The sequence below is a fragment of the Shouchella shacheensis genome, from assembly GCF_001484965.1.
Classification (GTDB): Bacteria; Bacillota; Bacilli; order Bacillales; family Bacillaceae_D; genus Shouchella; species Shouchella shacheensis.
Genome location: NZ_KQ947395.1, coordinates 82789 through 102534 on the forward strand (window position 1 = coordinate 82789; position 19746 = coordinate 102534).

Annotated in this window: 23 protein-coding genes; 21 read left to right on the forward strand and 2 right to left on the reverse strand. The window is 48.7% G+C overall.

Annotated elements, in window-relative coordinates; genetic code table 11:
- Window positions 1-40 precede the first annotated feature (40 nt).
- Entirely contained in the window at window positions 41-790 is a 750-nt protein-coding gene (locus AVZ68_RS04270; RefSeq protein ID WP_059103291.1) for an IclR family transcriptional regulator, read from the forward strand.
- A gap of 157 nt (window positions 791-947) precedes the next feature.
- Here the strand turns inward: AVZ68_RS04270 and AVZ68_RS04275 are convergent, their stop codons facing one another.
- Window positions 948-1514 (reverse strand): shikimate kinase, encoded by a 567-nt coding sequence (locus AVZ68_RS04275; protein WP_059103292.1) that lies wholly within the window; start codon window positions 1512-1514, stop codon window positions 948-950.
- A 45-nt stretch (window positions 1515-1559) separates the two neighbouring features.
- Entirely contained in the window at window positions 1560-2924 is a 1365-nt protein-coding gene (locus AVZ68_RS04280) for a hypothetical protein (protein WP_059103293.1), read from the reverse strand.
- Between the two features lie 342 nt (window positions 2925-3266).
- Here AVZ68_RS04280 and AVZ68_RS04285 point away from each other — a divergent pair, with 342 nt between their 5' ends.
- From AVZ68_RS04285 to AVZ68_RS04380, 20 genes are all read left to right on the forward strand, one after another.
- Window positions 3267-3551, forward strand: coding sequence for a YqhV family protein (locus AVZ68_RS04285; RefSeq protein WP_059103317.1), 285 nt, complete (start codon window positions 3267-3269; stop codon window positions 3549-3551).
- Between the two features lie 11 nt (window positions 3552-3562).
- Window positions 3563-4504 (forward strand): stage III sporulation protein AA, encoded by a 942-nt coding sequence (spoIIIAA, locus tag AVZ68_RS04290; protein WP_059103294.1) that lies wholly within the window; start codon window positions 3563-3565, stop codon window positions 4502-4504.
- Window positions 4501-5013: a stage III sporulation protein SpoIIIAB gene (gene spoIIIAB / locus AVZ68_RS04295; protein ID WP_059103295.1), complete on the forward strand. Its 513-nt coding sequence runs from the start codon at window positions 4501-4503 to the stop codon at window positions 5011-5013. Before spoIIIAA ends, spoIIIAB begins: the two co-directional genes overlap by 4 nt.
- A 170-nt stretch (window positions 5014-5183) precedes the next feature.
- Window positions 5184-5390 (forward strand): stage III sporulation protein AC, encoded by a 207-nt coding sequence (gene spoIIIAC, locus AVZ68_RS04300; RefSeq protein ID WP_059103296.1) that lies wholly within the window; start codon window positions 5184-5186, stop codon window positions 5388-5390.
- A 367-nt stretch (window positions 5391-5757) separates the two neighbouring features.
- Window positions 5758-6147 (forward strand): stage III sporulation protein AD, encoded by a 390-nt coding sequence (gene spoIIIAD / locus AVZ68_RS04305; protein WP_059103318.1) that lies wholly within the window; start codon window positions 5758-5760, stop codon window positions 6145-6147.
- A 22-nt stretch (window positions 6148-6169) separates the two neighbouring features.
- A complete protein-coding gene (gene spoIIIAE, locus AVZ68_RS04310; protein WP_059103297.1) occupies window positions 6170-7366 on the forward strand; it encodes a stage III sporulation protein AE in 1197 nt (398 codons plus the stop codon).
- A gap of 13 nt (window positions 7367-7379) precedes the next feature.
- The gene (gene spoIIIAF, locus AVZ68_RS04315) at window positions 7380-8024 is read left to right on the forward strand and encodes a stage III sporulation protein AF (RefSeq protein ID WP_059103298.1); all 645 of its coding nucleotides are present in this window, start codon (window positions 7380-7382) and stop codon (window positions 8022-8024) included.
- Complete coding sequence (spoIIIAG, locus tag AVZ68_RS04320) at window positions 8017-8682, forward strand: stage III sporulation protein AG (RefSeq protein WP_059103299.1); 666 nt, start codon at window positions 8017-8019, stop codon at window positions 8680-8682. Before spoIIIAF ends, spoIIIAG begins: the two co-directional genes overlap by 8 nt.
- A 3-nt stretch (window positions 8683-8685) precedes the next feature.
- Entirely contained in the window at window positions 8686-9276 is a 591-nt protein-coding gene (locus tag AVZ68_RS04325; RefSeq protein WP_059103300.1) for a SpoIIIAH-like family protein, read from the forward strand.
- 215 nt (window positions 9277-9491) lie between these two features.
- The gene (locus tag AVZ68_RS04330; RefSeq protein ID WP_059103301.1) at window positions 9492-9863 is read left to right on the forward strand and encodes a hypothetical protein; all 372 of its coding nucleotides are present in this window, start codon (window positions 9492-9494) and stop codon (window positions 9861-9863) included.
- 165 nt (window positions 9864-10028) lie between these two features.
- Window positions 10029-10511, forward strand: a complete 483-nt coding sequence (gene accB / locus AVZ68_RS04335) for an acetyl-CoA carboxylase biotin carboxyl carrier protein (RefSeq protein ID WP_059103302.1) — start codon at window positions 10029-10031, stop codon at window positions 10509-10511.
- Between the two features lie 24 nt (window positions 10512-10535).
- Entirely contained in the window at window positions 10536-11894 is a 1359-nt protein-coding gene (gene accC, locus AVZ68_RS04340) for an acetyl-CoA carboxylase biotin carboxylase subunit (protein WP_059103303.1), read from the forward strand.
- A 23-nt stretch (window positions 11895-11917) separates the two neighbouring features.
- Window positions 11918-12325, forward strand: a complete 408-nt coding sequence (locus AVZ68_RS04345) for an Asp23/Gls24 family envelope stress response protein (protein WP_059103304.1) — start codon at window positions 11918-11920, stop codon at window positions 12323-12325.
- Window positions 12326-12442: 117 nt separating this feature from the next.
- On the forward strand, window positions 12443-12865 hold the full coding sequence (gene nusB / locus AVZ68_RS04350; RefSeq protein WP_059103305.1) for a transcription antitermination factor NusB: 423 nt from the start codon (window positions 12443-12445) through the stop codon (window positions 12863-12865).
- 6 nt (window positions 12866-12871) lie between these two features.
- Complete coding sequence (gene folD, locus AVZ68_RS04355) at window positions 12872-13717, forward strand: bifunctional methylenetetrahydrofolate dehydrogenase/methenyltetrahydrofolate cyclohydrolase FolD (protein ID WP_059103306.1); 846 nt, start codon at window positions 12872-12874, stop codon at window positions 13715-13717.
- A 9-nt stretch (window positions 13718-13726) separates the two neighbouring features.
- Window positions 13727-15085, forward strand: a complete 1359-nt coding sequence (gene xseA, locus AVZ68_RS04360; protein WP_059103307.1) for an exodeoxyribonuclease VII large subunit — start codon at window positions 13727-13729, stop codon at window positions 15083-15085.
- On the forward strand, window positions 15082-15324 hold the full coding sequence (locus AVZ68_RS04365) for an exodeoxyribonuclease VII small subunit (protein ID WP_059103308.1): 243 nt from the start codon (window positions 15082-15084) through the stop codon (window positions 15322-15324). Before xseA ends, AVZ68_RS04365 begins: the two co-directional genes overlap by 4 nt.
- Window positions 15321-16211 (forward strand): polyprenyl synthetase family protein, encoded by an 891-nt coding sequence (locus AVZ68_RS04370; protein WP_367576326.1) that lies wholly within the window; start codon window positions 15321-15323, stop codon window positions 16209-16211. Before AVZ68_RS04365 ends, AVZ68_RS04370 begins: the two co-directional genes overlap by 4 nt.
- 469 nt (window positions 16212-16680) lie before the next feature.
- Window positions 16681-18573, forward strand: a complete 1893-nt coding sequence (gene dxs, locus AVZ68_RS04375) for a 1-deoxy-D-xylulose-5-phosphate synthase (protein WP_059103309.1) — start codon at window positions 16681-16683, stop codon at window positions 18571-18573.
- Window positions 18574-18578: 5 nt separating this feature from the next.
- A complete protein-coding gene (locus AVZ68_RS04380) occupies window positions 18579-19397 on the forward strand; it encodes a TlyA family RNA methyltransferase (protein ID WP_059103310.1) in 819 nt (272 codons plus the stop codon).
- Window positions 19398-19746 lie beyond the last annotated feature (349 nt).

Sequence of the window (19746 nt, forward strand, 5' to 3'; positions counted from 1 at the left end):
GCGCTTTAAAGGAATTGTTAAAGAGTGGGTGAACGAGAACATGGATTCCATCCGAACTGTACAAAGAGCTATTGATATTCTAAACTGCTTTTCCATTCATGAGTCGGAGCTTACACTAACTGAAATTGCAAGTAAAATTGGGTTAGCGAAATCAACAACAACAAGACTGCTCGGTACATTAGAATTAAATAATTGTGTGGCGAAAAATCCGGATACGATGAAATATCGACTCGGGCATAAGCTTCATTATCTTGGCTTTGTTGCGGGGAAGTCGTTGAAATTAACAGAAGTCGCGCGTCCTATTATGGATGAACTCAGAGATGAAGTGAGTGAAACCGTTAACCTATACATGCTAGAGGATGTCTGGCGTGTATGCATTATGCAAAGTGAAAGCGTTCATGAACTAAGACATCTGGTAAGATTAGGGGAGAAAATGCCGTTGTGGCTAGGCGCAAGTGGAAAAGTTATGCTCTCAAATCGAATGGACGTATGGGAAAAACTTTTAAAAACCCGTGCCTCGGAAGTGGAGCCTTTTAAAGGGGTGCAAGAGCAATTTGCGCGTATTCAGGATCAAGGCTTTGCCACTAGCATAGGAGAAAGAGAAGCTGGATTGTCTGCAGTAGCAGCGCCTATTTATAACGGCAATGGTCAGGTTTTCGCGTCTCTTTCTATATCGGGTCCGAGTCCTCGTTTTACAAAAGAGCAGTTAGAAAGGTCAAAAACTCCGTTGATCGCGGCTGCAGCAAAGATTTCTCAGTTTAATGGTTTTTTACAGAAGAGGAATGAGTGAGAAAGAGTGTATGCAACGTTAGGGGTAAGTTCCTGACGGGTCTCTGTACACGGAAAAGGGATGCTCTGATTGGTCGTCCAGCCAATCGGAGCATCTCTTTTTAAATGTATGGAAAATAATCTTTTCAAAAGGTTGCCGTAGCAATGCCCACTTCCCACTAATCAAGTGAAAGCGGCGTATCCAATTCCCATGCCAGGTGAAGCGACTCCTTTAAATACAAAGCAATCTCCTCGATCTGCAAATGGTCGGTGTCGAACTTAGAATGGTACGACTCATAGGCGCTACGCCTTTTCTCATATAGGGCTTCCATCTCCTCAAGCGTCTTCCCTTGAAGGACGGGGCGGCTGTCGATCAATAGGTTCACTCGGTCTTTCCAAGAATCAAAGGTGATGTCGAGGAAAATGACAATACAATCGGATAAGCACTGCTCGCGAATTTCCTCTTGCATAAACGCCCCCCCACCAAGAGCGATAATTTTCATTTTTTCCCCGCATGTCTCGCGAACGACGTTTCGCTCCTGTTCTCGAAAGAACGGCTCGCCGTACTTGGCAAAAATTTCGGTAGGGGGACAGCCCACCTTTTCTTCAATCACGTGATCCACGTCGATAAAGTCACGGTACATCCGCTTCGCCAGTTCACGGCCAATGGACGTTTTGCCGACACCCATGAACCCTATTAACACGATGTTTCTCTCAATTAACGGATCTTTTCTTCTCATCTGCATACACACTTTCCTTTGAATTCCTTTAAGTATAACAAATATCTTGTTCTAGGAAGAGACAAACATGTTAACAACTGTTGCCACTGTGAGACCAACGGCTATATAAATTAGGGCAAAAAAGAAATTGCGGCTTCCTACGCGGTAAGGGTTTTGTTGTAAATAATCTGAAAGCAAAGCGACGGAAATATTGAACGGGCTGAACATGATCGAAGCTAGACTGGAAACGATCAAGACAAGCGCAAGCGGAACAGAAGCAAGAGTATCCACAAACGGCGCAAGCAAGGAAGTAACGAGCGTAATCGTCACAAGCGGGTGAAAACCGATCAATGCGGCGAAAACGAAGAATCCGGCAATCATGACATATAATAAAATGGGCGTATTTGCGCTCGCCGCATCGCCCAAAATGCTCTGAAACGAAGCAACAGCTCTGGTTTCGCCAATCATATTCACAAACAATGAGGCGCTTAAAAACATGAATACATAGTTTGAGAGGCCCTTTGTACGCATCTTCCAGTACGGCTGAATAAACGATGTAAACCGTTTGAGTCGACGGTTGAGGAGCGCCCAGAAAAAGGCCAACGGAATGATAAGAATCACAATCGAAAACAGGAACCCTTTTTGTACAATGTATTCCGTTACGGTGACAAGCGCGATAAAAACGAGCAGAAGCCCAATCAGCTCACGCATTTTTTTAGCAATGACATCCAAGGCAGGCGTCCGCATTCCAGCGTCCTGTGAAATCGGAAGGCCGGAGAAACGTTTTCTGGATAAGAGCATGTCAAGCACAACTAAGATGGCCACAATGATAAGCAAAAATGGCAAAATGCTTATGTACGAAATCCCCGTAACATCAATCGAATAGCTTACCATCACTTCCATTGGACTCCAAGTTAAGCAAAGCGCGTAGGCCCTGAGAATATTACTTGTATAAAACGCATTGGCAATCTTGACCGTTAGCTGATTCATCGAAGAGCGCAGCGACTGAGCAATCAATGTAATTGTCCCGATGTTTAGAAACATTCCGAGAAAATGGGTGACAAAGAAACTGCGAACATAAAGCTGGTTCGTGTCTTTGACCCCTTGCTGAAAAACCGAGCTGAGCGTTTGGTCATAACGTCCGATATGAATGATTGAGTGCAAGAAAGGAAGGACAAAGAACAGGGCGATCACACCGATGGTTTCCTGGAACTGCAGAAGAAATTCGTGCCACGGGGCATCATTAAAAAGGAAAAAAAGCAAGCCAATACTGAAAAAAATGGTGCCGGTGATCGCATAGAGACCACGCGTATAAAAAGCAGCCACGCCAATGGCTAGAACCGAGGTCGCTCCAGAGGCGTATAGAAACACCGGGTGTTCGAATAACATGGTCAGCAAGTAGCTGACAAAGACAGCTGTAAACGCAATGAGTCGCATGTATGAACCTTCTTTTTTGTAAGATGAAATACTTTAGTCTTGAAGGCTCTTTACCCATCTAATGAACGATGGTCCCACAGTGTTATTTAATCACACTTATGCCCAAAAGGGGAAGAGGGAAAAGCCGGTTCGACAAAGAGTGATGGCTGTATGTAGCAAGTGCTTCCTGAGTGGGGAGCGCTTTTTGTCTTGGTTCCCTGCAAGCGTTAGTCAAACCCGGGATTTCTTTTATTAGGTTCCAAAGGTAAGAGCGCTACTCGCGAACTGTGTGGAGCAACATGGTTCTGAACTCGTCCAGCGCGTCATAAAGTGTACAAAGATAAGCTTAAGCTTGCCGAGGTGATGAATCTGAGTGCATTTCTAGCAATTAAGTGGACGTTGCTTGTGATGGTTGGTCTGAGGCTGCTTTCAGGCTTCATTGAGCTTAGCGCGGCCTTTCTCATGCTGCGAATGAACAGTGTTGAAAAAGCTGTTGCGATTAACGCCATGCTGGCCATCATTGGGCCAACGGTTTTGCTTTTATCAATAAGCATAGGACTGGTCGGCATGTCCGATAAGCTGTCCTTATCCAAATTTCTACTCATTGGTGCAGGGGTCACACTCATTTTACTAGGAATCCGCAAATAGGAGGGACGCTTATGCAAGCAGAGATTTTAACGGTGTTGCCACCAACAATCAAAGAATGCTTACAGGCGCTACCAGACGAAATCGTTCGCTATGTGGAAGAGATCCGCATTCGAATTAGCCGCCCTCTAGAAGTCATTGCTGGAGGAAAGCCGTACTACCCGGAACAAAGGGGAGAGAGCTACATTGTACAGGAAAGCGATGCTCACTTTTTACTGAATCAGCTAAGTGAATACTCCCTTTATGCGTTTGAGGAAGAGCTAAGAAAAGGGTTTATTACCATTCGAGGGGGCCACCGCGTCGGACTAGCAGGGAAAGTCTTGCTAGAGCGGGGCGATGTACAGACGCTTCGACCGATCAGCTCCTTCAATATTCGGATTGCGCGTCAAAAAATTGGCGCAGCGGCTCGTTTGATTGGTGATTTGTATGAACCGAAAGAGCGACGGTGGCTCAGCACGCTTTTTGTTGGCGCCCCGCAGACAGGGAAGACGACGGTGCTTCGTGATTTGACGAGATTAATGAGTCAGGGAGTCCCAAATAGACAGATTGAGGCGATTAAAGTTGGCATTGTCGATGAACGTTCAGAGATTGCGGCAAGCATCGCAGGTGTTCCCCAGCACGAACTTGGAAGCCGTGTCGATGTTCTTGATGGCTGTCCAAAAGCAGAGGGCATGATGATGATGATTCGTTCGATGTCACCAGAGGTCCTTGTCGTCGATGAAATTGGACGAGCGGAAGACACGCGCGCCATCATCGAAGCGCTTCATGCTGGTGTGAATGTGATCGCCACCGCACACGGTCATTCATTTGAAGAAGTCGCGCAGCGTCCTGCATTGAAGGAACTTTTTGCTGCTGGTGCCTTTGGGCGAGTAGTAGAGCTTGGTCGCCTTCCACATCCTGGGAGCATCTCCCGCATTCGGTTGCCGCGCCAATTGAAAGTAGCCATGGGGAAATGAAGTGGCTCGGTGCCGTTCTTATCGTTCTCTGCGCAACGTGGATCGGCTTTGAGCGGGCACGAAGGCTTGCGGAGCGCCCACGTCAGCTCAGACAGTTAAAGGTTGCGCTGCAATCCCTCGAAGCGGAAATGCTCTACGGGCATACCCCGCTGGCAAAGGCAAGCGACCATATTGCCTCACAGCTCTCGCCCCCCATCTCCGGGTTGTTTTCCCGTTTCGCTGAAAATCTGCGAGCCAAGGAGCTATCAGCTCACGATGCCTGGGCGCTTAGCATTCAAGGAACTTGGTCCGACACAGCCCTCGGCGAAAGTGAGCGTGAAGTGCTCAGTCAGTTTGGGGCAACGCTCGGAACTACCGATCGACATCAGCAGCAAAAGCAGCTTTTGCTCACGCAAACGCATCTGGAACGTGAGGAAGATGAAGCCAAAGAGCTGCAAAAGCGTTACGAGCAAATGGCAAAGACGCTCGGTGTGTTGGCGGGGCTATTGATTGTAATTTTGTTGATTTAGTGGGGGCTTGGACTGGGGAGTTTGGGGGCCGGTGTTGGCGTCAAAAGGCTGGATGTATGGGTCTTCCGAGATGCGTAGAAGAATCCTTGCATGGTTTACAAGGCCGCAATGTGGCGTCAATAAGTCGTTCATCAATAGAATCCACGTTTCGGGTAGGGAGGAGGTAACCCATGGCGTATGACGTAAATACCATATTTCAAATTGCTGGCATCGGTATTGTTGTGGCAATGATACACACCGTTTTAAAACAAATGGGAAAAGAAGATTGGGCGCATTGGGTGACGTTGATTGGTTTTGTCGTCGTGCTCTACATGGTGGCAACGATTGTCGACGACTTGTTCCAAAAAATACGAAGCGTCTTCCTGTTCCAGGCATAGTGGTCCACAACCGGGGGAGTTCAGATCAACATGTACCCCCCTTCGCTTTGTCTGGGAAGTTTCGAAATGATAGATTTGTCTAGCCGTGGAAGCAAACGGACTCGAGACGCTACAGGTCGGACTTTTCTTGCTGGGCTTTAGAATTTCTCGCCTGTGCCCGCTTGTCTGCGCTTTTCTTGAGCGCGTTAAACTGAAATACGGCGCACAAGCCTTGGGGTACGACGCACGAGCTTGTAATACGGCTTAGAAAATAGGGGGGGGCGTCCACTATAAGGACAAGGGCAGGAAGTAGCTAGCACAGGCGTTGCTTTAAACGGGTGAAAACACCCCCGTTGAATGTAATTTCACTTCAAAGGAGGGGGTTGTGATTGAGATTGTGCAGGTTGTTGGGCTAGGGTTAATCGCAACTTTCCTAGCCTTGATTGTGAAAGAGCATAAGCCAATGTTCGCCTTTCTACTAACAATGTTTGTTGGTTCAATGATCTTTCTCTTCTTGCTTGATGAGATTGTGATGGTCATTGATTTGATTGAGGAACTGGCAACAAATGCGAACATTCACATGATGTATTTGCAAACGATTTTGAAGATCATCGGAATTGCCTATATTGCTGAGTTTGGAGCACAGATTTCTAGAGATGCCGGACAAGCTGCGATTGCCAGCAAGATTGAATTAGCAGGGAAAATTTTTATTCTGGTATTGGCGATTCCCATTTTAAAAGCGGTGATTGAAATGATTTTGGCGCTGCTTCCAACTTGAAGGCGGGGAGAGGACAAGCGATATGTGGAAACGGATGATGGTTGCAGTCGTTATACTACTCAGTTTCTGCTTTGTCTCATTTGAGTCCGTACAAGCTGAATCAGAAGCTGATGCCGAAGACACATTTAATCAAGAAGAATTGCTGGATACGCAGCTAGAGGCGCTGAAACTTGATGAAGTTCAACAGTACTGGGAGCGGGTGTCAGAAGAATATGGGGGGTTTCTGCCGGAAAGCCAAAAAGGAAGCTTAACTGACTTTCTTAAAGGAGACAAGCAATTTCACATCAAGGACTGGGGCATTGGCCTCCTTAAGTATTTGCTGCATGAGGTGCTTGTCAATGGACGACTGCTTGGCATGCTGCTTTTGCTCACCATCTTTGCCCAGGTGCTCCAGTCGTTTCAAAACGCATTTGAGCAGCAGACGGTCAGCAAAACGGCGTATGCGGTGACGCTCCTTGTACTGGCGATGGTGGCGATGAATGGGTTTCATGTGGCGATTACGTATGCGCGCGAGGCAATTGAATCGATGGTGCATTTCCTTATCGCGCTTCTGCCGCTTCTGCTGGCGATGATGGCCTCCCTTGGAGGGCTCACCTCTTCCGCTTTATTTCATCCAGTGATCATCTTCCTTGTGCATACGAGTGGGCTGTTGATAAATAATCTTGTACTGCCACTCCTGTTTTTTTCAGCGGTGCTCGGCATCGTGAGTACGCTGAGCGACAACTACAAGGTCACGCGGCTCTCCGCTCTCTTCCGAAAAGCGGCGGTTGGTCTTCTCGGGGTCTTCATGACTGTTTTTCTTGGCGTGGTCTCTGTTCAAGGGGCGACGGCGGCGGCAAGTGACGGGCTGACGATTCGCACAGCGAAATTTATCGCCGGAAATTTTGTTCCGGTGATCGGGCGGATGTTCACTGATGCGACAGATACGGTGATGAGTGCTTCTCTTATACTGAAAAATACAGTAGGGATGACAGGGCTGATCCTATTACTCGCGATTTGTGCGTTTCCGGCCATCAAGGTTCTTTCCATCGCCCTCATTTTCAACATCTCCGCTGCTGTTCTTCAACCGCTAGGAGGGGGGCCTATTATCGACTGTCTAGAAATTATAGGGAAATCAGTTCTCTATGTATTTGCTGCGCTTGCGCTCGTAGGTCTGATGTTCTTTCTGGCGATCACATTGATGATTGCGGCTAGTAACATTGCCTTTATGATGCGATAGAAAGGGGGCACTTATGGGATTTCTATCCGACTGGGTGACATCCATTATCCTTCTCATTCTTCTAGCCATTGTTCTTGAAATGCTTCTTCCAAGCTCCGTTTTAAAGGGCTATGTGAAGATGGTCGTGAGTTTAATGTTGCTGGTCATGATGCTTCAGCCGGTAATCTCTATTTTAACCAGCGATGCTGATGAATGGCTGAATTCATTGATCCCGGACACGCGCACAGAAGAAAAGCAGGTAACAAATGAAATAAATGAGCAAAAAAGAGAAATAGAATCGGGACAAGATGCATATATCTCTAAACAAGTGGCTGTCGATTTGGAAGATCTGGTTGCCGAGGAACTCGAAGTTCAGTTTAAGATGGAAATCCGTCACCTCGACGTAAATGAATGGCAAGGCCAGGGAGAAGGAGAAGTAACCATTCATGCCGTCGTCGGTGAGGTTGGGGTGACAGAAGCAACGCAGGAGCAAGTAGCGGAGACTATTCAACCTGTTTCCATCGAGATTGATGCAGCGTCTTCGAATGAGGAGGAACAGGTCGAGGCGGAGCTTGGAGAGGAAGAAGCAGAGGTAATTCAACTTCTTGCAGAGGCATGGGACATTCCAGAGACAACCATTACGCTTTCATGGGAAGGGGGAGAACGGGTGGATGAATGACCAAGAAACTAATGAAGACTGGCTAAAGAAATGGCTTCCGAAACAGCCGAAGCAAAAGAAAAAGCCCTTTTCACCCAAGTATGTACTCATCCTAGGCTGTATCGGGGTTTTGCTTATGGTCATCAGCCAGCTTTTTGGGTCCTCACCAGAGGAAGTAGCCGAGCCGGTGGTCTCCGACTACGAGGACGAAGCGGTGGAAGACGAAGAGGACACACCAGTATTTGGCAGGAAGGTGGAGGACAATTCGATGGCTGACTATGAAATGCGCTATGAAAACCAACTCAGGGATAGCCTGGAGGAAATCATTGGCGTTGAAGATGTCTCCATTATGGTCAACTTAGCCGACACCGAGCGTAGCGTCTATGAGAAAAATGTGTCTAGAAGCCGTCAAGATACCAAGGAGACAGATAGAGAAGGCGGGTCAAGAGAGGTTGAAGATGTCACGGAAGAAGAGGATGTGGTCATCGTTCGAAACGGTGACAAGGAAGAGCCTCTTGTGATTGCAACAGAGAAACCAAGCATTTCAGGCGTGCTTGTTGTCGCAAATGGGGTGGAGAACGCGCAGGTGAAAGCGTGGGTCGTTGAATCGGTAAGCCGGGTGCTTGACGTTCCCCCACACCGTGTGTCTGTGATGCCAAAGAAATCTGGGGAGGAATAAAAAATGGTCCTAAAAAAACAAACCGTTTGGTTACTCACAATGCTAAGCTTAATGATTGTGCTAAGTGTCTACTATTTCACACCTGATACAAATCCTGGCGATAGTGTTGCTTTTGATGAGTCAGAGGAAGCGAACGAAGAATCAGCTGTAGGTGAAGATGAGTTGGAGACGTCCCTAGAGGTAAATGAAGAAGGGGAAGTAGAGGGCGATGAAGAGGGAGCTCTCTCTGAGATTTCCGGTAGTGTTAGTTTCACTGAAGCTAGAATGCAGCTAGAGGAAACGCGTTCAAAGAGAGCCGAAGAATTTACGCGCGCAGCGGCCTCTGAAGACGCAACAGCGGAAGAGCAAGTAGAAGCGCACGACAAATCCATGGAGATTTTGGCCGTGAGCCATGACGAGGAAGTGCTTGAGTCATTAATTAAAGCGGAAGGCTATCAGGACGCACTTGTCATGACGCATGAGGATCAGGTACAAATTTTAGTGCAAGCAGATGAACTAACAAAATCTCAAGCGGCCCAGATCATGGCAATGGCAGAGGATCGACTTGGATCACAATCGGATGTGTCGGTGCAAATCGAATCCACCGTTAAATAAGAGGAAAAATGGCTCAAAAGAATTTCTTTTGAGCCATTTTTAGTGACAGGAACTCAGGGCTTTTCGCTTCTGAGCGACTCGCCTGCGCTTTTCGGAGTTACTTCCGAAAGCAAAGCTGTCCCTCTTACATAGGGCCTTGTTTTAAAAGAGAATGCATTCCCTTTCTCCTCATGATATAATACAGCAATGTACACTGAAGTTGAGGAGAGATACGTATGGAATGGTCCGATTTAACAGAAGGCGCGAAGGCCGTCCTTGAACAAACGCGCAACATTAAGAACGACAATATTCAAATTGTAGAGTTTGAAGTAGGGTTTGAAGAGGCCGTTGAAGACGTGGATGGGGATCAAGTGACCGTCTCCATTCAAGAAGACGATTATAAGAACTTAAAGCGCTATACTCAGGAAAATGAATACGGCGAGACGTATCATATGGCCCGCAATAAGGACATCGTGAAGATCATTCTGCTTGAGAACGGCAAGGTTCCGGATAATCTTTCAGAGTTCCCTGTGTTCCGTCAATATAAGAAAGAAGCCCTTCTAAAAGAAGAGGAGCAGAAAACGGATGTAGAAGAAAATCAAGAATAACGACCAAAGCGTGGCGTCTTGTTTGTAGGAGTGAGGTGCCCACGTGGTTTTTCTACATATTAAAGGATATCTTGAACCGATAGCGAAATAAATATCAAGATGGGTGCGTTTCCTCAAGGCGGTAGGACCACTGCGAGGAAATGAAGCGAAAAGGAGCGGTCGAGAGTGTTGAACGTCGAAGAAATTAAGAGTCTCATTGAGGCACTGGATCAATCTTCCGTTGATGAACTAGAATACGAGGAAGACAAAACAAAAATTACGTTACGAAAGCATCAGATACAAAGTCAGACCCCCGTGTCGGTCGTTCAGGAGTCTAACTCAACTGTTCAGCCACAGGTACAGAAAGAAGCGCCGGCAGCCCCTGCCGCGCAGGAAGAGGTACTTGTTGAAGAGCCAGCGGATTCGAGCAACTTGTACACGGTAACCTCGCCAATGGTAGGGACGTTTTATGCGGCCCCTTCCCCAGACACTGATCCCTATGTCTCTGAAGGGGCGAAGGTTGAAGAAGAAACGGTTGTTTGTATTGTTGAAGCGATGAAGCTAATGAATCCAATTGTTGCAGATGTGCAAGGAGAAATTGTTGAGATCGTGGCGCAAAACGGCGAGCTTGTAGAATACGGACAGCCTCTAATGGTCGTTAAATTGTAAAGAAGTGTGGGAGCTGGGTTATTGATGATGAAACGTATACTGATCGCAAACCGAGGCGAAATTGCCGTGCGTATCATTCGCGCCTGTAAGGAGCTTGACATAGAAACGGTGGCAGTGTATTCAGAGGCAGATATGGATGCACTCCATGTACAACTTGCGGATGAAGCCTTTTGCATTGGACCAACGCCATCGGCAAAGAGCTATTTAAATTTCACCAACCTCATGAGCGTCGCTACACTGACAGAAACGGATGCGATTCACCCAGGGTACGGCTTCCTGGCGGAAAATGCTGATTTCGCGGAGATCTGTGCCGCATGTAACATTACCTTTATTGGTCCAAGTCCGACGGCGATCTCTCGTATGGGAGCGAAGGACGTAGCGCGGGAGACGATGGACCAAGCAGGCGTACCGATTGTCCCTGGGTCGGATGGCATTATTGATTCAGTCGAGCATGGGCTAGCAGTTGCTGAGCAAATCGCCTATCCAGTCATTATCAAAGCAACCGCTGGCGGTGGCGGGAAAGGCATTCGTGTCGCCCGCAATGCTAAAGAGCTGGAGTCAGGCATTCAGGTGACGCAGCAAGAAGCGGAGACGGCTTTTGGGAATCCAGGTGTCTACCTTGAAAAATACATTGAGGACTTCAGGCATGTGGAAATTCAAGTGATGGCGGACAATCATGGCAACGTCGTTCATCTTGGCGAGCGTGATTGCTCGATCCAACGCAGGCTTCAGAAGCTCGTTGAGGAGACGCCGTCCCCAGCAATTACAGCAAAGAAACGCTGTGAAATGGGAGAAGCAGCCGTAGCGGCAGCAAAAGCAGTGAATTATTCAGGAGCGGGAACTGTTGAATTTATTTACGACCACCAAACCGGAGCCTTTTATTTCATGGAAATGAACACGCGTATTCAAGTGGAGCACCCGGTGACGGAAATGGTGACGGGCATTGATTTAGTCAAGGAGCAAATCCGCGTGGCAAACGGGGAGCGCCTGTCTTTTCGCCAAGAAGACATTACCTTCAGCGGCTGGGCGATTGAATGCCGTATCAATGCTGAGAATCCGGAAAAGAACTTCATGCCATCTCCAGGGAAAATCACCGATTACTTAGCTCCTGGCGGGTTTGGTGTACGAATTGATTCGGCGGTTTATCCAGGCTATACGATTTCGCCATTTTATGATTCAATGGTAGCAAAAGTGATTACGCATGGGGCAACTAGGGAAGAAGCAATTGCACGAATGAAGCGAGCGCTCGAGGAATTTGAAATTGAAGGCGTTGATACAACCATCCCGTTTCACTTGAACTTGCTTGACCATGAAGTGTTTGTCTCCGGTGATTTTAATACGAAGTTTATTGAAACCTATGACGTCATGCCCGTGGAAAAATAATTGCAAGCAAAGGAGATGAAAGCATGGATGAGCATCAGCTTTTAGAACTAGAAGAACAAAAAAGCGGACTTGGGAAAGTGGAAATTTCCCCTGAAGTCATTGAGGTCATTGCCGGAATCGCTGCTCAGGAAGTCGAGGGCGTTGCTTCCTTACGTGGAAACTTCGCAGCAGACGTGGCTGAGCGCCTTGGGAAAAAGAATCATGGCAAAGGAGTCAAGGTTGAACTGCGGGAAGACGGCATTGTTGTCGATGTTTCCATCAGTATCCTTTACGGGGCGGCGGTGCCAGAAGTAGCGAACTTAATCCAGCACAACATTCAACAAGCACTTGAGACAATGACGGCGATCGAGCTTAAGGCGATCAATGTGCACGTAGTCGGCGTCTTTTTTGAAACACAAGAACCTCCTACAGAGTCTCCGTATGAAGCATAGAAGAAGGGGTGTTGAAACCGGCGAATGCCGGTTTTTTTCATTGCTTTTACGAAAGTAGAATATGCGCTATACTGGGTAAGATGAATCAATAAGCTAGAACGATTAAAGGAGTCGACTATGAACCGAAGGGTAGCACGGTTACGAGCAGTGCAGGCGCTCTACCAAATGAATTTAATAGGCCTGGAAGCGGAGCAAGCGATTGAAAACACAGTGTCCGCGGAAGAAGAGGCCTCCCCTTTTTTTGAGGAACTCATCTACGGAACGCAAGAAAAGCAAGAAGCGGTTGATCACGTACTAGCGCAAAACTTAAAAGGCTACACGCTTGACCGTTTAGGCTATGTGGACCGGTCGATTGCACGGATGGCCCTGTATGAGATGCTTTATATTGATGATATTCCGATGAATGTCACCTTGAATGAGGCTATTGAGCTTGCCAAAGCCTTTGGTGGCGAAGACGCCGGCAGATTCATGAACGGAGTGTTGTCCAATTCATTTGATACAGCAATGAAGCAAAAGACAGACGAGACAGAAAAGGAGTAATGCGGGATGTCAGCACAAGTACTAAGTGGAAAACAGCTAGCAAGCGAAAAGCGTGAAGACATGAAGGCCTCGGTTCAAGCACTGAAAGAGAAAGGTGTTACTCCCGGTCTAGCAGTCATTTTGGTGGGGGAGGACCCTGCCAGCCAAACCTATGTGCGAAATAAGCAAAAAGCGTGTGAGAACACAGGGATTCACTCAGAGCTCATCGAGCTTCCAGAGACAACACCGGAAAATGAACTGCTTTCCAGGATTGAAGAGTTGAATCGCGATGAATCCATTGATGGCATTCTCGTGCAGCTGCCGTTGCCTTCGCACATTTCTGAGCAATCGGTGATTGAAGCGATTGCTCCAAGCAAAGATGTCGACTGCTTTCACCCGACGAATGTTGGGAAAATGATGATTGGGGAAGAGGGCTTTCTTCCTTGCACCCCGCACGGCATTCTTGTCATGCTCAAGGAGTCAGGCGTTGATATTGCCGGAAAACACGCCGTCATCATCGGTCGAAGCAACATTGTCGGCAAGCCGGTTGGCCAACTTCTCCTCAATGAGCATGCGACGGTGACGTACTGCCACTCGCGCACCCCCAATTTACGCGAGATGACACGTCAAGCGGACATTCTCGTTGTTGCCGTTGGGCGCTATGGGGTTGTGGGAGGCGAGGACATTAAAGAAGGAGCAGTAGTGATTGACGTTGGCATGAATCGCGTCGAAGGCAAGCTGCGTGGAGATGTTGAGTTTGAATCAGCGAAAGAGAAGGCCTCCCTTATTACTCCTGTGCCGGGTGGCGTCGGGCCGATGACGATTACTATGCTACTTGACAACACCATCCATTCTGCACGGAAACGCTCATAGGAGGTAGGCATGACGGAAATGTGGACCGTCACTGAGGTGACGCGCTATGTTAAACAGCTGATGGAGGATGACTTCGTGTTGCCGGACGTTTGGATTCGTGGCGAGCTCTCCAACTTCAAGCGACATTCTCGTGGCCATATGTACTTTTCCGTAAAGGATGAGAATTCGCGCATTCAAGCGGTGATGTTTGCTGGTCATAATCGATTTTTACGCTTTAAACCGGAAAATGGTATGAACGTGCTCCTGCGCGGGGAAGTCAATGTTTATGAGCCCTACGGCCAGTACCAGTTTTACGCAAAGGAAATGCAGCCAGACGGCATTGGCAGTTTGCATGTCGCTTTCGAGAAGCTGAAAAGTCAGCTGGAAGAAGAAGGCTTGTTTGCTGTCGAGAGAAAACGGAGAATTCCAAGTCTCCCGCAGCATATTGCCATCATTACTTCACCCACAGGTGCGGCGATTAGAGACATCCGCACTACATTAAAACGGCGTTTTCCACAGGCGAGAGTTACGCTCCTCCCTGCACTTGTTCAAGGAGACGGAGCCCCTGTTTCCGTCACCCAGGCGATCGAGAGGGCAAGTCTAGCCGGCGTGTTTGATGTACTGATTCTCGGCCGTGGTGGCGGTTCAATTGAGGAGTTATGGGCGTTTAATGAAGAAATCGTCGCTCGGGCGATCGCAGATTCACGCATTCCTGTTATTTCAGCCGTCGGTCACGAAACGGACTTTACAATAAGCGACTTTGTCGCCGACGTGCGAGCACCAACGCCAACGGCTGCGGCGGAGCTTGCTGTGCCGGATTACAGAGAACTCATTGATCAAGTGGGTAACTTAAGGCGGAGAATGCAGCGAGCGACGGTGGAGCGGGTCGTTGGGGAACGAAAGGTTCTGGAGCGTCTGCAGCGCTCCTATGCGTTTCGCTACCCAGAGCAGCTTGTGCGCCAAAAGGAGCAGCAACTGGACGGACTGTTCGACAGATTAAAAGGGAGTGCGACGCGGCACTTAATCGATAAACGAAGAAGGTACAAAGAGGTAAACAAAGCCATCACTCGGCAGCACCCGAGCACGCGTCTCGCGCAGTTAAGGGAAAAGCTTACTCAGCAGGAGGCGCTCCTTACACGCGCAGCATCGGAGCGAGTGAAAGAGAAGAAACAGCATTTCTCTGCCTTGCTGCACAGCTTAAATTTGCTTAGTCCGCTAAATGTCATGGAGCGTGGATATTCGCTTGCCTACAAGGAAGAGGAGCTGCTGAAATCGGTCGCTCAAGTGCAGCAAGGAGATTCGCTCACGATTAACGTTAGCGACGGAAGCATAGATTGTCAGGTGCACTCCGTGAGGAAAAGCCAAGCCGAAAAGGAGGAATACACGTGAATGAAACAAAGCCAAGTCAGACGTTTGAGGAGTCCATGGAGGAGCTTGAAAACGTTGTTGAAAAACTTGAGCAAGGGGACGTTCCGCTAGAGGAAGCGATTGCGATGTTTCAAAAAGGAATGGAACTTTCAAAGACGTGTCATGAGAAGCTCGAGAAAGTGGAACATCAACTCGATCAAATCATGCACGAGGACGGTGAGCTTGTCGAAACCGATCTTAGCAAGGAGGAACAGGAGTGAGCGCGTCTTTTCAAGAATTTTTGAATGAAGCAAGGACAATGGTTGAGCGCAAGCTGCCCCTGCACATCGCCTCCATGGCAACAGAAGATCAGCTAAAGAAGTCGATGATCTATTCACTTGAAGCAGGGGGAAAGCGAGTTCGACCTGTATTGGTGCTCGCTGTACTCGATGCCTACAACCTTCCGCTTGACACTGGTGTTGATGTGGCTTGTGCGATCGAGATGGTCCATACATACTCACTGGTTCATGACGATCTGCCAGCCATGGACAATGATGATCTTCGACGAGGCAAGCCAACCAATCATAAGGTGTTTGGTGAGGCAACGGCCATCCTCGCTGGCGACGCACTGTTAACGCGTAGCTTTGGCGTCATTGCCGATGTAGCAGATGAGGACGTTAGCGCAGAGACCAAGCTAAAGCTCATTCAAGGGCTCTCCAAGGCCGCCGGGGCAGAGGGCATGGTTGGTGGACAAATGGCCGATATGGAGGCGGAGAATCGTCAGGTTACTGCTCATGAGCTTGCCAGTATTCATCATCGCAAAACCGGAGATCTGCTCTCCTTCGCCATTCTTGCGGGTGCATTGATTGGGGGGGTCTCGGAAGTCGATCAGGAGCGGCTGCGCTTATTTGGTCAGGAGCTCGGTCTCCTTTTTCAAATTAAAGACGACATTTTAGATGTCGAAGGCGATGCTTCGGTGATTGGCAAGCCAGTAGGCAGCGATTTAACCAACAACAAAAGCACCTATCCAAGCCTTTTGGGCCTTGGAGGAGCGAAAGAAATGCTTGAGACCCATTATCAGGAAGCGAAAGCGTATTTGCGTGAGCTGGGACTAGAAGAAACGCTGTTAGCGTCGCTTTTGGATTACGTGACTTTTCGTGATCGTTAAATGAAATATTGCTAAGAGAGGAGCCGTTCGGCATTGGGACGGCTTTTTGTCTAGCTGCGGCGGGTAGAAGCTCGGGATTTTTCGGTCCTGCCCTGAAATCCAAGACCGGGATTTCGAGTGCAGGCCCTCCAAAATCCGTGCTTCTAAGCAACCCGCCTGCGCATTTCGTATTGTCTAGCTGCGGCGGGGTAGGGGCTTTGAGATTTTTTGCCCTGACAATGAAATCCAAGACCGGGATTTCTGTGGCAAGTCTTCCAAAATCCGTGCTTCTAGGCAATCCGCCTGCGCTTTCTTTTTACATCTCATTATTTACATATTCCCCCTTATTTGAGCAGTCATGACCACTTTTCTAAGATATCGCTGTTCTTTGCCCTACACTTTTTGCTATACTTGGTCTAATGAAATCGAGACAAGTTATACGTGAGGAGAGCGTATAGCGAATTTGAATCTAAAAATGGAGGGTTCGACAATGAACCTTGAAGAAATTCAGAGCCCCGAGTTCTTGCGACATTACTCGAAAAAGCAGCTCAAGGAGCTCGCTGCTGATATTAGACGTTTTTTAATTGAGAAGTTATCGGTAAGTGGCGGGCATATCGGACCAAACTTAGGAGTGGTCGAGTTAACGCTGATGCTGCACCAACTCTATGATAGTCCAAAAGACAAGTTCATTTGGGATGTCGGTCATCAGTCTTATGTCCACAAGATTCTCACTGGGCGTGCAACCCAGTTTGACACTATTCGTCAGTACAAGGGATTGTGCGGGTTCCCTAAGCGCAACGAAAGCGAGCACGATGTCTGGGAGACGGGGCACAGCTCAACGTCTTTGTCAGCCGCGATGGGGATGGCGACCGCCCGTGACTTAAAGGGAGAAGACAACAGTGTTGTTGCCATTATTGGTGACGGGGCGTTAACTGGGGGAATGGCGCTTGAAGCTATGAACCACATTGGCGACGAGCAGCGCGACTTGACCGTGATCTTAAACGATAACGAAATGTCGATTGCGCCAAATGTCGGTGCCTTGCATAGTATGCTGGGTCGCCTGCGTACAGCCGGCAAGTACAATCGAGCGAAAGAGGATCTCGAACAGCTTGTTCGCAAAATCCCTGCGTTTGGTGGAAAGCTCGCTGACACAGCGGAGAGACTGAAAGATAGCATGAAGTACCTCCTTGTCTCTGGTGTCTTCTTTGAAGAAATGGGCTTTACGTACCTTGGTCCTGTAGATGGCCACGATTTAGACGATCTTCGGGATAATTTGCGGTATGCTAAGAAAACTTCAGGTCCTGTACTCGTGCATGTTGTCACAAAGAAAGGCAAGGGGTACAAGCCAGCGGAGGAAGATGCAAAGGGCGCTTGGCACGGCATTGGACCTTATAAAATTGAAACTGGAGAAGTAGTCAAAAAAGCTGGACAACCCCCGGCCTATCCCGTTGTTTTTGCGAATACGTTGAAAAAAATCGCTCGCAAGGATGAGCGGGTGGTCGCGATTACTCCTGCGATGCCGGGCGGGTCGAAACTGGATCTCTTTGCGGAAGAGTTTCCTGATCGCATGATTGATGTCGGCATTGCCGAGCAGCATGCGGCGACCATGGCTGCTGGGATGGCGACGCAAGGAATGAAGCCGGTCTACGCGGTTTACTCCACATTCTTACAGCGGGGCTACGATCAAGTGATCCATGACATCTCACGCCAGAATCTGAATGTGTTGATTGCGATTGATCGTGCGGGACTCGTCGGTGCAGACGGAGAGACGCATCAGGGCGTGTTTGATATTGCGTTCCTGCGTGCGCTCCCCAATATGATCATCCTCAATCCTAAGGACGAAAATGAACTGCAGCATATGCTCTACACAGCATTGGCGGTAGAGCACGGGCCGATCGCCGTCCGGTACCCACGGGGGAACGGTCTCGGTGTGTCAATGGACAAAGAGCTTCAGCAGCTGCCGATTGGCAAATGGGAGACGATTCAGGAAGGCTCGGAGGCGTGTGTGCTGACGTTTGGAACAATGCTGCCCGTCGCCGAAGCGGCCGTGAACGAATTGCAGAAGAAAGGAAACTCGGTGCGTCTCGTGAACGCGAACTCCGTAAAACCGTTGGATGAAAAGCTACTTCATGAAATTGCCCAGAGTCAGATCCCGGTTCTAACCATTGAAGAAGCAGCGCTTCAAGGCGGGTTCGGAAGCGCCATTCTTGAATTCTTCCATGATGCGGGCTATCATGGCGTGGAAGTGAAGCGCCTTGGCATCCCGGATTGTTTCATTGAGCATGGTTCCGTCAAAGAACTCCATCAAGAAATTGGTCTCACCTCTGAACGCATTGCGGATACGTTGCAAAGCATGATACCAATGAAAAAGCAAAGGGCGTAACAAGAATGTCGAAAAAAGAGCGCGTAGATGTGCTGCTTGTGGAACGTGGCTTGATTGAGACGCGAGAACAAGCGAAGCGGACCATTATGGCAGGTCTGGTGTATACAGACAGCGAGCGAGTGGATAAACCAGGTCTTAAGCTGGCAATCGACGCGCCACTACGTGTCAAGGGAAGCATGTTAAAATACGTTAGCCGTGGTGGCCTGAAGCTTGAAAAAGCATTAGCCGTCTTTCCGCTTTCCGTCGAGGGCAAGACGGTGCTCGACATCGGCGCCTCCACGGGTGGTTTTACCGACTGCGCCCTGCAAAATGGGGCGGCCCATGTCTATGCCGTAGACGTAGGCTACAACCAGCTTGCTTGGAAAATTCGCCAGGACGAGCGAGTAACGGTCATGGAGCGCACCAATTTCCGCCATTCTACCTCTGCTGATTTTCATAAGGGCTCCCCGAGTTTTGCGACGATCGACGTTTCGTTTATCTCGCTTCGGCTGATCCTGCCTGCGCTCCGGGAAATCCTCGCAGAAGACGGGGAGGTCGTTGCTCTGATCAAGCCCCAGTTTGAAGCAGGGCGTGAGCAGGTCGGAAAAAAGGGCATCGTTCGCGATGAAAAGGTTCATTTTCAAGTCGTTACGGACATTAGTGCCTTTGCACAAAGCATAGGTTTTGACGTCCACGGACTCGACTTCTCTCCCATTACGGGGGGAGAGGGAAATATTGAATTTTTGATGTACTTGTCTAAAGGCAGTGGTCTAGAAGGGAAAAGTCAACTCAGCGATGAGAAGTTGCGGGAGGTTGTTCGGCAGTCGCGAGGGTTAAATGGGTAACGGTCGATTAAGAGTAGCGCTTGTTCCTTGGGGACAGGTGCTTTTTTAGGCTGAGGAGCTAAAGGCTGGTGAGGGTTAGGGTGGAGGGCGGAACTCGAGCGGAGTGAAAGAGAGCCCCTGAACGTCGAGAGCGAATGCTAGAACGCCGAGAGGGAGCGTTTGAACGTCGAGAGTGAATGCTGGAACGCTGAGAGGGAGCGTCTGAACGCCGAGAGCGAATGCTGGAATGCCGAGAGGGAGCGTCTGAACGAGCGCAATCTCGGCGGACTAGGCAAGGCATCCTTTTTTATGCATCCTTATGCAGCGCTGAAGAGTGAATGTTTTTCGAGATAATCCACCCCGAAATTCG